This is a genomic window from Streptosporangium longisporum (assembly GCF_039534895.1).
GTDB lineage: Bacteria > Actinomycetota > Actinomycetes > Streptosporangiales > Streptosporangiaceae > Streptosporangium > Streptosporangium longisporum.
In genome coordinates this window covers 12293-24969 of the sequence record NZ_BAAAWD010000017.1, presented here as the reverse complement: position 1 = coordinate 24969, position 12677 = coordinate 12293, and the positions used below count along the sequence as shown (strand labels likewise).

Annotated in this window: 8 protein-coding genes; 7 read left to right on the top strand and 1 reads right to left on the bottom strand. The window is 73.0% G+C overall.

Features of this window, described 5'->3' with window-relative positions:
• Positions 1 to 26 precede the first annotated feature (26 nt).
• Positions 27 to 3905: a UvrD-helicase domain-containing protein gene (locus ABD832_RS30970; RefSeq protein WP_344902260.1), complete on the top strand. Its 3879-nt coding sequence runs from the start codon at positions 27 to 29 to the stop codon at positions 3903 to 3905.
• 58 nt (positions 3906 to 3963) lie between these two features.
• On the opposite strand, the gene ABD832_RS30965 is transcribed toward ABD832_RS30970, so the two are convergent.
• Positions 3964 to 4446, bottom strand: a complete 483-nt coding sequence (locus ABD832_RS30965) for an Lrp/AsnC family transcriptional regulator (protein WP_344902257.1) — start codon at positions 4444 to 4446, stop codon at positions 3964 to 3966.
• Positions 4447 to 4481: 35 nt separating this feature from the next.
• Between ABD832_RS30965 and ABD832_RS30960 the strand changes: the two genes are divergently transcribed.
• The 6 genes from ABD832_RS30960 (at position 4482) to ABD832_RS30935 (ending at position 12592) form a co-directional block, all read left to right on the top strand.
• Positions 4482 to 5402, top strand: a complete 921-nt coding sequence (locus ABD832_RS30960; protein WP_344902254.1) for an EamA family transporter — start codon at positions 4482 to 4484, stop codon at positions 5400 to 5402.
• A 204-nt stretch (positions 5403 to 5606) separates the two neighbouring features.
• Positions 5607 to 6299 (top strand): TetR/AcrR family transcriptional regulator, encoded by a 693-nt coding sequence (locus ABD832_RS30955; protein WP_344902251.1) that lies wholly within the window; start codon positions 5607 to 5609, stop codon positions 6297 to 6299.
• Positions 6300 to 6330: 31 nt separating this feature from the next.
• Complete coding sequence (locus ABD832_RS30950) at positions 6331 to 7527, top strand: cytochrome P450 (protein ID WP_344902248.1); 1197 nt, start codon at positions 6331 to 6333, stop codon at positions 7525 to 7527.
• A gap of 45 nt (positions 7528 to 7572) precedes the next feature.
• Positions 7573 to 8226: a hypothetical protein gene (locus tag ABD832_RS30945; protein ID WP_344902245.1), complete on the top strand. Its 654-nt coding sequence runs from the start codon at positions 7573 to 7575 to the stop codon at positions 8224 to 8226.
• 76 nt (positions 8227 to 8302) lie between these two features.
• A complete protein-coding gene (locus ABD832_RS30940) occupies positions 8303 to 9097 on the top strand; it encodes an SAM-dependent methyltransferase (protein ID WP_344902242.1) in 795 nt (264 codons plus the stop codon).
• Between the two features lie 225 nt (positions 9098 to 9322).
• Positions 9323 to 12592: a penicillin acylase family protein gene (locus ABD832_RS30935; protein WP_344902239.1), complete on the top strand. Its 3270-nt coding sequence runs from the start codon at positions 9323 to 9325 to the stop codon at positions 12590 to 12592.
• Positions 12593 to 12677 lie beyond the last annotated feature (85 nt).

Genomic DNA, 12677 nt, shown 5'->3' with positions numbered 1-12677 from the left:
CCCGCCGACCGCCGCGGGGGCGCCGCGTGCTGAGTCCGGTCCAGCTGGCCGCCAAGCTGGGCATCCTGCCACCGACCCCGGAACAGGCCGAGGTGATCGAGGCCGGCCTGGAGCCGATGGTCGTGATGGCCGGGGCCGGGTCGGGCAAGAGCGAGACCATGGCCGGGCGCGTCGTCTGGCTGGTGGCCAACGGGCTGGTCCGCCCCGAGCAGGTGCTCGGCCTGACCTTCACCAGGAAGGCCGCGGGCGAGCTGGCCGCCCGGGTGCGCGAGCGGCTCACCGGCCTGGTCGAGACCGGCCAGGTGCCCGCCCAGCAGATGGAGGGCGAGCCGACCATCTCGACCTACCACGCGTACGCGGCCCGCCTGGTCACCGACCACGCGCTGCGCGAGGCGCTGGAGCCGACCATGCGCCTGATCTCCCCGGCCGTCGCCTGGCAGCTCGCCGTGCGGGTGGTCAGCGCCTACGACGGGCCGATGGCCGAGGTCGAGTGGAGCCCGGCGACCGTCACCCGCGCGGTGCTGGAGCTGGCCGGGGAGATGGCCGAGCACCTGCGCACCCCGCGGGACGTGCGCGACGTCGGCGCCTGGCTGGACGCCCGTTTCGCCGAGCTGCCCGGCACGCCGGTCAAGGACCAGCGCAGGCCGCTGCTCACCCAGCGGGCCAGGGAGCAGCTGCTGCCGCTGGTGGAGGCGTACGACCGGCTCAAGCGGAGCCGGGAGGTCGTCGACCACGGCGACCAGATGGCGCTCGCGGCCCGGATCGCGTCCAAGCACGCCGAGGTCGGCGAGATCGAGCGCGGCCGGTTCGCCGTCGTCCTGCTGGACGAGTACCAGGACACCAGTCACGCCCAGCTCGTGCTGCTGCGCGCACTGTTCGGCGGTGGCCACCCGGTGACGGCCGTGGGCGACCCCTGCCAGTCCATCTACGGCTGGCGCGGCGCCTCCGCGGGCAACCTGACCCGCTTCCCCCGCGACTTCAGGACCGCCGCCGGGGAGCTCGCCCCGATCCGCCGCCTGTCGGTGAGCTTCCGCAACGGCGACGCCGTGCTGGACGTCGCCGCCCGGCTCCAGCTGCCGCTGCGGATGGAGGCCAGGGAGGTGCCGGTGCTGGTGCCCGGCGGCAACCGGGTCGAGCGCGGCCGGGTGGTGTGCGCGTTCCACGAGACCGCCGACGACGAGGCGGACTGGATCGCCGCGGGCATCGCCCGGGTGCTGGGGGCCGAGAGCGCGCCCGACGGCATGCCCTGGGGCGAGGGGGAGCGCAAGCGGGCCAAGCAGAGCGTCTGGGGCGGCCCGCAGGCGCTCCAGCCCCACGACGTGGCGATCCTGGCGCGCAAGCGCTCGCAGTTCCCCGCGCTGCGCCGGGCGCTGGAGTCGCGCGGCATCCCGGTGGAGATCGTCGGGCTGGGCGGCCTGCTGACCGTGCCCGAGGTGGCCGACATCGTCTCCACGCTGCGGGTGATCTACGATCCGAGCGCCGGGGACGCCCTGGTGCGGCTGCTGTCCGGTCCCCGCTGGCGGATCGGCCCCGCCGACCTGCGGGAGCTGGGGGAGCGGGCCCGCGAGCTGAACCGGGAGACCCGCGAGGGCGCCTCCCCGGTGGCCGATCCGCTGGACCAGGTAGTGGCGGACATGGCCGAGGAGCGCGGCAGCCTCATCGACGCCCTCGACGAGCTGCCCGACCGTCCCGAGTGGCAGGACCTGTTCTCCCCGCTGGCGCGGGTCCGGCTGGTCTCCGTCGCCCAGGAGCTGCGCCTGCTGCGCGCCCACACCGGCCAGCCGCTCCCGGACCTGATCCAGGAGGTCGAGCGCCGGCTCGGCCTGGACATCGAGGTGGCGGCCCGGGGGACGGCCGTCGGCCCGTTCGCCGCCCGCGCCGACCTGGACGCCTTCCTGGACGCCGCCTCCCGGTTCGCCGGGGACTCCGAGGACCCGACGCTGGGCGCGTTCCTGGCGTTCCTGAAGGCGGCCGACGAGGAGGAGAACGGCCTGGACGCCGGACGGGTGGGCGAGAGCAACAGCGTCAAGCTGATGACCGTGCACGCCTCCAAGGGCCTGGAGTGGCCGGTGGTCGTGGTGCCCGGCCTGTCCCAGGCGCTGTCGAAGGCCGGGACGCTCACCGTCGGCACCATGTTCCCGGCCCGTCCCACGACCAGCCCCAAGTGGACCGAGAACCCCCGCAAGCTGCCCTACCCGCTCCGCGGGGACGCCTCCGACCTGCCGGTCCTGACCGGGCTGAGCAAGGAGGAGCTGGCCGAGTTCGACGAGCGCTGCCGCGACCGCGACCTGCTGGAGGAGCGCCGCCTGGCCTACGTCGCGGTCACCCGCGCGCACTACCTGCTGATCGCGTCGGGGTACCGCTGGGGCACCGCGGCCAAGCCGCTGGAGCCGTCCGACTTCCTGGTGGAGATCCGTGACACCTGCGGGCGGGTGGCGTTCTGGGCCCCGGAGCCGGAGGAGGGCGCCACCAACCCGCTGCTGGCCGAGCCGCCCGAGTCCGCCTGGCCGATCGCGCCGGACGACGTCCGCTACGCCGCCGTCCTGGACGGCGCGACCATGGTCGAGGCGGCCCTGGCCACCCTGGCGGAGAACGGCGCCCGCGCCGGGTCTCCCGGTTCCGCGGGCCCCGCGGGCCCCGCGGGCTCCTCCGGCCCGGCGGGGTCCGCGCGAGCGGTGCCGGCCGGTTCCGGCCCGGTGCGCGACGCGGTGTACGAGGACGTCCCGCTCCCCGACATGCCCTTCCCCGACGCTCCCTTCTCCGAGGTGCCCTTCCCCGACGCCCCGGACGACGGGTCCTTCGGGGACGACCCCGGGGAGGTGCCCTTCCCGGACGGCCCTGAGGACGCGTTCGCCGGGGATCCCCGGGACGTCCCCTTCGAGGACCCGCGGGACGTGCCCTTCCCGGGCGATCCCGGGGGCGAGGCGACGCCGTCCCTCCCCCCGGCCCGGGACGTCGTTCCCGCGACCGAGCAGGAGGGAGTTCCCGTGACCGGGCGGGAGGGAGTTCCCGTGACCGCGCGGGAGAGTACCCCCGTGACCGCGCGGGAGGGTGTCCCCGCGGACGGGAAGGCGGGTGCCCCCGCGACCGCGGAGGAGGGGCCTCCCGCGGACGGGGACGCGCCGTCCGTGGCGGTGGAGCGGACGGCGCCCGTGGCCTTCGAGTCCGACGAGCAGCGGCCGGTGCCCGTGGCCGACCTGCGGGGATGGGACAGGGAACGGGCGAAGGCGTGGGAGCGCGACATCGAGCTCCTGCTCAGGGAACGGGAGCTGAACCGCAGGCGCGGTACCGGACGGGTGGAGCTGCCCGCCCACCTGACCGTCTCCGCCCTGGTCACGCTGGCCTCCGACCCCAAGGCGCTGGCCCGGCAGATCCGCCGCCCGGTGCCCAAGAAGCCCGCCCCGCTGGCCCGGCGCGGCACCTCCTTCCACCGCTGGCTGGAGGGACGCTGGGGGCAGCAGCGGCTGATGGACGAGTTCGAGCTGCCCGGCGCGTCCGACGACTTCGAGGAGACCGACGCCCACCTGGAGGAGCTACGCGCCCGCTTCGAGGAGAGCGAGTGGGTGGAGCGGGAACCGCTCGACGTCGAGGTCCCCTTCGAGACGATGATCGCCGACCGGGTGGTCCGCGGCCGGATGGACGCGGTCTTCCAGATCTCCGACGGCCGCTACGAGGTGGTGGACTGGAAGACCGGCCGCCGTCCCACCGGCGGGAAGGCCGAGGCCGCGGCCTCGGTCCAGCTCGCCGCCTACCGGCTGGCCTGGGCCCACCTGGCGGGCGTCCCCCTGGCGCAGGTCGGCGCGGCCTTCCACTACGTCCTGCTCAACGAGACCGTCCGGCCGGTCGACCTGCTCGACGAGCGCGGCCTGGTCGCCCTGGTCGAGTCGGTGCCCGTCCTCGGCTGATCCCGGGGTCTCCCCGGAGGCCGGCCCGAGGCCCTCGGGCGGCCCTCGCGGGGGCGGCTCAACCCAGGGGCAGGGGGCGGCGCGGCACGGGGGAGGTGTGGATGAGGGACGTCGTCGTGTGGCCGTAGGGGGTGAACAGGTCGAGGATCGGCTCCAGCTCGGCGACCGTCCGCAGGTGCATCACGAAGAAGAAGCAGTCGTCGCCGGTCATGCGGTGGCACTCGACGATCTGTGGGACCTCTTCGGCGATCTCGGCGATGCGCTGCAGCTCCCGGATCGCCGGGCGGATCCGGACCATCACCGTGACGGGGAAGCCCAGGGCCCGCGGGTCGACCTCGGCGCGATAGCCGGTGATCACGCCGGTCTCCTCCAGCCGCCGTACCCGGTCGGCCACCGCGGGCGCCGACAGGCCGACCCTTCGGCCCAGCTCTGCGAGACCGGCCCTGGCGTCGGTCTGCAGCTCGGTGAGGATGCGAAGGTCCAGGTCGTCGATTCCCTTGGGTTCGTACGCCCGCTCGGGCCTGATCCTTCGATTCGCCATTTCGCCAATCTACGGGCCCGTCGACGATAGGGGGCATGTCGTCCGCGGGCCCGCGTGCCCTCATCGCGACGGTGCCCCCGTGGTCCTACTTCATGGGCAGTGCCGTCTTCCACTACCTCGGCCCGGCCTTCGCCGTGCTGCTGTTCGCCAGGCTCGCGCCCCTCGGGGTGGCGGGCCTGAGGATCTGGAGCGCCGCGCTGGTCTTCGCGCTCTGGCGCCGCCCCTGGCGGATCCTCGCCCGCCTCGACGCGGGAGGCCGCCGGACGATCGTCGCCTGGGGTGCGGTGCTGGCCGCCATGAACGCCTGCTTCTACCTGGCGATCGACCGCGTCCCGCTGGGCACCGTCGCCGCGATCGAGTTCCTGCCCGTCATCGCGCTGGCCGCGTTCGGCGCCCGGACCCTTCGCAACCTCCTGGCGCTCGTGGCGGCCGTCGGCGGCGTCTACGCGCTGACCGACGTGCGGCCGGTCGGGGAGGGGCTCGGGCTCGTGTTCGCCTTCGCCAACGCGCTGCTGTTCGCCGCCTACATCGTGCTGGCCCACCGCACGTCCCGGCGGCCGGGCGGCACCGGTAGTGAGAGCGGCGGTGGCGCGGGTGGCGCGGACGGTGGCATCAGCGGCATCGACGCGCTGGCCGCGGCCATGCTGGTCGCCTCGGTCCTCGTCGCGCCGGTGGCGCTCCGGCAGGCCGCCCCCGCACTGGCCGACCCGATGGTGCTCGCCGCCGGGATCGGGGTCGGGATCTGCTCGTCGGTGATCCCGTACGTCTGCGACCAGCTCGCCATGGCGCGGATGACCCGTGCCACCTACGCGCTGCTGGTGGCGGTTCTTCCGGCCACGGCCACGGTGATCGGTGTCGTGGTGCTCCGGCAGTTCCCCTCGGCCGTCGAACTGGCCGGGGTCGCGCTCGTCGTGCTGGCGGTCGTCCTGCACCGCCCCACCCCGGAGCGGGCCTGACGGGCTCGTCCGTGGCCCGTGCCCTCCTCGCCGACGCCCGGGTCTGCGACACAACACGACGCGATGTGCGAAACGTGCCGTCACGTTCGGACGACGCAGGCGACCCGTCCGGCGTGGGGGCTTGCCCGGGGCCGGGCCGGGGGTTACCGTTGACGTGTTGACCGGATTTCATAATTGGTCAACGCGTCAGAGGGAGGGTAAGGGGTGCAGGAGAAGACCGGGCCGGTCGGACGGACCGACCGGATCCTCGACGCCGCGGCCGGGCTGCTCGTACGCCACGGCTACCGCAAGGTGACGGTCGAGGACGTCGCCCGGGAGAGCGGGATCGGCAAGGGCACGGTCTACCTCCACTGGCGGACCAAGCAGCAGCTCTTCGAGGCCGTGCTGCTGCGCGAGTCCATCGCGTACCTGGAGGAGTTCCTCGACGAGCTGCGCCGGGACCCGCGCACCCTGCTGCCGCACCGCATGGTCTCCTCCACGTTCCTGGCCGTCGCCCGCAGGCCGGTGCTGGGGGCGATGGCCGCCGGTTTCGTGGAGGGGACGCACGCGACGCGGGCCGACGCCTCCCTGCGGGGCCGCGAGCTGCTCGTCGCCGAGCGGTTCCACGACCTGATGACCCGGCACGGCCTGTTCCGCGCCGACGTGCCGAACCCGCTGTACACCTTCGGCGCCGTGACGACCGGCTTCCACGTCTACCGTTCCGAGGAACCGATGGACGTGGCGGCCAAGGCGGAGTCGCTCGCGTACGTGGTCAGGAACGCCCTGGAGCCCGCCGTACCGCCGGGTGATCGGGAACTGGCCGACGCGGCCTCGGAGATGATCGAGATCATCGAGGACCTGATCCCGCCCTTCCGTAAGTGGATCTACGCGTACGAACGCCCGGACGAGCCCGGCTGACCCGGGTCCGTCCCGACCAGGAAGGCACGCCATGACCATCATCGACGACGCATGGGGCCTGCACGAGGGGCACTTCTGGCTGCGTGACCGCCACCCGGACCGGCCGGTCCGGTTCGACGAGACCACCGGGATGTGGAACGTCTACGGCTACCCCGAGGTGATGCGGATCCTCGGGGACCCGAAGACGTTCTCCTCCGACACCGCCCGGACGCTTCCCCCCGAGATGCAGGAGCCCACCGAGGGCAACCTGGTGCAGATGGACCCGCCCCTGCACGGCAAGCTCCGCAAGCTCGTCAGCCACGCCTTCACCCCCAAGGTCGTCGCCGACCTCGAACCGCGGATCGCCGAGGTGACCGGCGAGCTGCTGGACGCGCTGGACGGACGGGACCGGCTCGAACTGGTGGCCGACCTCGCCTACCCGCTGCCGGTCATCGTCATCGCGGAGCTGCTGGGCGTGCCCGCCGGCGACCGCCACCTGTTCAAGCAGTGGGTGGACGGCATCTTCGACAGCTCCCGGCAGTTCTCCCTCCGCGACCAGAGCGAGGAGCAGGTGCGCGACCTGGCCTACGTCAGGGAGCAGGTCACGCACCTGACCGACTACCTGGGCGAGCACGTCGAGGAGCGGCGGCGCAGGCCGCGCGCCGACCTGCTCACCAAGCTCGTCGAGGCCGAGGTGGACGGCGAGCGCCTCACCCGGACAGAAGTGGTGAACTTCGCGAACCTCCTGCTGCTGGCCGGGCACATCACCACCACCATGCTGCTGGGCAACACGGTGCTCTGCCTGGACGCCCACCCGGAGTGGTTCGGCCGGGTCCGCGAGGACCGGTCGACGATTCCCGCGGTGATCGAGGAGTCCCTGCGCTTCTTCAGCCCGTTCGCCACCCTCGGCCGGGTCACCGACGTCGACGTCGAGCTCGGCGGCGAGCACGTGCCCGCGGGAGAGCTGCTGATGGTCTGGGTCGCGGCGGCCAACCGCGACCCGCGCCAGTTCGCCGACCCCGGTGTCTTCGACCCCACCCGCGATCCCAACCCGCACCTCGCCTTCGGCCGGGGGATCCACTTCTGCCTGGGTGCGCCCCTGGCCCGCCTGGAGGGACGGATCGCGCTCGGTATGCTGCTCGACCGCTTTCCCCGTCTGCGCACCGACCCGGACGAGCCGCCGCAGTTCCTGGCCAGCCCCAACCTGACCGGGGTACGGAGGCTGCCGCTGCTCACCTCGGCCGGCTGACCGCCGGCGTCGACGCGGCGCGCGGGATGGCCGATAGTGGCTCCTATGACGCCACCGATATCACTGACGCGCGCGTCGGCACTCGCCGTGATCGCCCTGGCCGCGGCGGCCTGCTCCGGCCCGTCACCGCGCGGGACGGCGTCACCCCCGGCGTCCGCGCCGACGTCCGCTCGGGAGTCCGCGCCGGCGTCCGTCTCCGCCTCGGCGTCGCCGTCCCCGGTGGCGCTGAGGCCCTCGCCGCTCCGGCTCCCCGCCGTCCGCGCGGGGGCCGCCTGCCCCACCACCCCCCGGCGCCCGTGGTCCGGGCCCGGGGAGGCGGCCGGGGTGCTCGGCGACGGGCCGCTGTACCCGATCGCCGACTACTTCATGAAGGGTACGGTCCTGGAGCTCCGCCCCGGCGACCGTGACCCGGACGGCTCGTACGTGAAGAAGGTCCGCTGGCTCTCCTCGGGGTACACCGGGCCGGTCCTCATCCGCGCCGACCGGATCGACGGGAAGGGTACGGCGAGCGCCAGGTTCTCCTACACCGGCGAGGTGCGCGACGACGGGTTCCACGCCGAGGTGACCATGCCGCCGAACAGCCTGCCGGGCACCACGACGGTCGGCGGGCCGGGCTGCTACGCGTACCAGATCGACGGCACGACGTTCAGCACGGTCGTCGTGTTCGGTGCCGTCAAGACCGGTGCCGCACAAGAATGATCTTGCGGAAAGAGCGCCGGTATACGGACAGATCCTCTATGTTGGGCAGAAAATGATCAGACCAAAAGAGAGCCCCATGACGGAAATATCCGGTATCAACCCCAACATTCCGCATCAGGCCCGGGTCTGGGACTACCTCGGTGGCGGCAAGAACAACTACGAGGCCGACCGGGTCGCCGCCGGGTACATCCTGCAGGGCTACCCGCAGATGGGGGCCGTCGTCCGGCAGGCCCGCGCGTTCCAGGGCCGCGTCGTCCGCTTCCTCGTGGAGGAGGCCGGGATCCGGCAGTTCCTCGACATCGGCACCGGGCTCCCCACCGACGACCACGTCCACGGTGTCGCGCAGCGATCCGACCCCACCTGCCGGATCGTGTACGTCGACAACGACCCGCTGGTGCTCGTCCACGCCCAGGCGCTGCTCACCAGCAGCCCCGAGGGCGAGTGCGCCTACCTGGAGGCCGACGCCCGCGACCCGGAGACGGTCCTGCGCGGCGCGGCCGCGACCCTGGACTTCGACGAGCCGATCGCGCTGATGATGTTCGGGGTGCTGGGCACGGTCCCCGACGACGACGACGCCCGCGCGCTCGTCCGCAGGTTCGTGGACGCGCTGCCCTCGGGGAGCTACCTGGTCTTCGAGGACGGGACGAACGTGGTGATCCCGGAGGCGGCCAAGCAGGCGGAGCAGGTCGTCCAGGAGGGCCGCGCCTACGACTACCGGCTGCGGACCCCCGAGCAGATCGCCCGGTTCTTCGACGGCCTGAAGGTGCTCGACCCCGGCGTGGTGTCGGTCTCGCGGTGGCGGCCGGCGCCCAGCTCGTGGGGGGAGCCCGAGGAGGTTGACGCGTTCGGCGGCGTCGGGCTCAAGCCCTGACGTCCTGACGTCTCGCCGTCCGGGCGACACCGGGACACGAAGACGAAGGCAGGGGCGGAGCGGCACGCGGGGGCCGGAAAGGCCGGGCGGGACGGCGTCCGGCCGCCTCGCCGGGCGGCCGGGGATCGGCGCGGACGATTCTCACGGCGGCCATTGATTCGGTGTTGGACGGAACGTATGTTCCTCTCAACATCCGAGTATGTCTCATGTTTTAGGGATTCTCCTATGCATGCACGCCTCAGGCGGACGATCACGGCGGCTCCCGCGCTGCTGCTGGTCCTCGCGCTGGCATCCCCCCTCGTCCCCGCCTCCGCATCGGCGTCCACGGCCGCGTCCGCCACAGGATCCACGGCGGCGTCCGCGTCGGCCTCCACGTCGGGGGCGGCCGCCGTCTCGCTCCCCCCCGACGACTACTGCCTGGGCGAATGCGCCGACATCCTGCCCCCCGGGCAGAACGGCAACGCGACCCTGGCCGGGATCCTCGCCCACCAGGCGCTGGGGACCAAGCCCAAGCACAGCGACGACCAGCTCGGCCGGTACGCGAACCTCGTCTCGGCCTACACCGGCCTGACGAACGAGCAGATCTCCGACTTCTTCAACGACGCCTCGTTCGGCGTCCCCGAAGGACAGGTGGAGAGCACCACGAGCCCCCGCCCGGACGTGACGATCGTCCGCGACAAGGCGACCGGTGTCCCGCACATCACCGGGACCACCCGCGAGGGCACCATGTTCGGCGCCGGGTACGCGGGCGCGCAGGACCGCCTGTGGGTGATGGACCTGATGCGGCACGTCGGACGCGGCGAGCTGACCCCGTTCGCCGGAGGCGCGCCGGGCAACCGGGCGCTGGAGCAGAGCGCCTGGCGCAACGCCCCCTACACCGAGGCCGACCTGCAGGCGCAGATCGACCGGGTCAGGGCCTCCGGCCCGCGGGGCGCCCAGCTCTACGACGACGTGCAGAACTACATCAGCGGTGTCAACGCCTACATCGACCGCTGCATGGCGGACCGCAACTGCCCCGGCGAGTACGTGCTGACCGGCCACCTCGACGCGATCACCAACGCGGGCGGGCCGGTGGACTTCACCATGACCGACCTGGTGGCGATCTCCGGCGTGATCGGCGGTCTGTTCGGCGGTGGCGGCGGCGCCGAGATGCAGTCCGCGCTGGTCCGCGTCGCGGCCCGCGCCAAGTACGGCACGGCCGTCGGCGACCAGGTCTGGACCGCGTTCCGCTCGCAGAACGACCCGGAGACGACGCTCACCCTGCACAACGGCCAGAGCTTCCCGTCGGGGAACGCGCCGTCCGGCGCCACCGGGGTCGTGCTTCCCGACCCGGCCACGGCACCGGTGGACATCACCGCCAACGAGACCGGCTCGGCCGCGTCCTCGGCCGCCCCCTCGGCCACCGCCCCCAAGGGCATGATGGACGGCCTGCTCGTCGACAACTCCAAGCCCGGCATGTCCAACGCCGTGGTGGTGTCGGCCGCCGAGTCCTCGACCGGGCACCCGATCGCGGTGTTCGGCCCGCAGACCGGCTACTTCGCCCCCCAGCTCCTCATGCTGCAGGAGCTGTCCGGACCCGGCGTCCGGGCCCGCGGCGCCGCCTTCGCCGGGCTGAACCTCTACGTGCTGCTCGGCCGGGGCACCGACTATGCCTGGAACGCCACCTCCAGCGCCCAGGACATCACCGACACCTACGCCCTGCAGCTGTGCGAGCCCGGCGGCGGCACGCCCACCGTCTCCTCGAACCACTACCTCCACCAGGGCGTCTGCACCGCGATGGAGACGCTGAGGAAGACCAACTCCTGGAAGCCCACCGTCGCCGACTCCACCGCCAGGGGCTCCTACGACCTGGTCGTCCAGCGCACCCGGTACGGCCTGGTGAGCTGGCGCGGGACCGTCGGCGGGCGGCCCACCGCCTTCACCACCCTGCGGTCCACCTACCGGCACGAGGTGGACTCGGCGATCGGGTTCCAGATGTTCAACGACCCCGGCCAGATGGGCGACACGGCGGCGTTCATGAACTCCGCCTCCACCATCGGCTTCGCGTTCAACTGGTTCTACGTCAACTCCCGCGACGCGGCGTACTTCATGTCGGGCAACACCCCGGTCAGGTCCGCGGTCTCCGACCCGAACCTGCCGATGACGGCCGACACGGCGCACGAGTGGGCGGGCTTCGACCCCGCCACCAACACCGCGACCTACACCCCCGCCTCCACCCATCCGCAGTCGGCCGGCCAGGACTACTTCGTCAGCTGGAACAACAAGCAGGCCAAGGACTACGGCGCCGCGGACGGCAACTTCAGCTTCGGTCCCGTCCACCGGGCCGACCTGCTGGACCGGCCCGTCAAGGCTGCGCTGGCCGGTGCCGGCAAGCTCGACAAGGCGGGCACCGTGAAGATCATGGCGGAGGCCGCCGTGACCGACCTGCGCGGCACCAGGGTCCTGCCCGACCTGCTGCGGGTCCTGGGCAGCGCCGCGGTGACCGACCCGGCCCTGGCCTCGACGGTCTCCAAGCTGTCGGCCTGGGCCGCGTCCGGCGCCAAGCGGGTGGAGACCTCACCGGGCAGCAAGAACTACGCCCACGCCGAGGCGATCCGCGCGTTCGACGCGTGGTGGCCGAAGCTGGTCCGGGCCCAGTTCAGGCCCGGCCTGGGAGACGGCCTCTACCAGTCGCTGGTCAACGCCCTGCAGATCAACGAGTCGCCCTCGGGCCACCAGCAGGGTGACGTGTCCTCGTTCCCCGCCTCCGCCAACGAGGCCCAGGCGCACAAGGGCTCGGCGTTCCAGTACGGCTGGTGGGGATACGTGAGCAAGGACGTGCGCGCGGTGCTCGGGGACCAGGTCTCCGGGCCGCTGCCCGCCAGGTACTGCGGGGGCGGCACCGTCGCGGGCTGCCGCACCGTGCTGCTGGAGAGCCTGTCGGCGGCGCTCGCCGAGCCCGCGGCGACGACCTACCCGGCCGACGACGTCTGCTCCGCGGGCGACCAGTGGTGCTCCGACGCCATCGAGCACTCCCCGCTCGGCGGCATCAAGCACTCGCTGATCTCCTGGCAGAACCGGCCGACCTACCAGGAGGTCGTGTCGTTCCCTGCGCACCGGGGCGACGCGATCGCCAACCTCGCCCAGGGCAAGAGCGCCAGGGCCTCCAGCAGCCAGCTCTTCCACCCGGCGAGCCGGGCCGTCGACGGCGACCCCAGGACCCGCTGGTCCAGCTCGTCCAGTGACGACCAGTACCTCCAGGTCGACCTGGGATCGAACGCGACCGTGTCCAGGGCGGTGCTGCGCTGGGAGGCGGCCTACGGGTCGGCGTACTCGATCCAGACCTCCGCCGACGGCTCGGCCTGGACCACGGTCCGCTCGGTCACCGGCGGGAACGGCGGCGTCGACAACGTGACGTTCGCCCCGGTCCAGGCGCGCTACGTGCGCGTCCAGGGCGTCACCCGCGGCACCTCGAACGGCTACTCCCTCTACGAGCTGGAGGTTCACTCCCACTGACCCCGCCGCGGACGGGGAGGGCAGGGGGCGGCGGCGCGCGCACCGCGGCCGCCCCCTCTCCGCACCCCCGGAAGAGCGCCCGCAC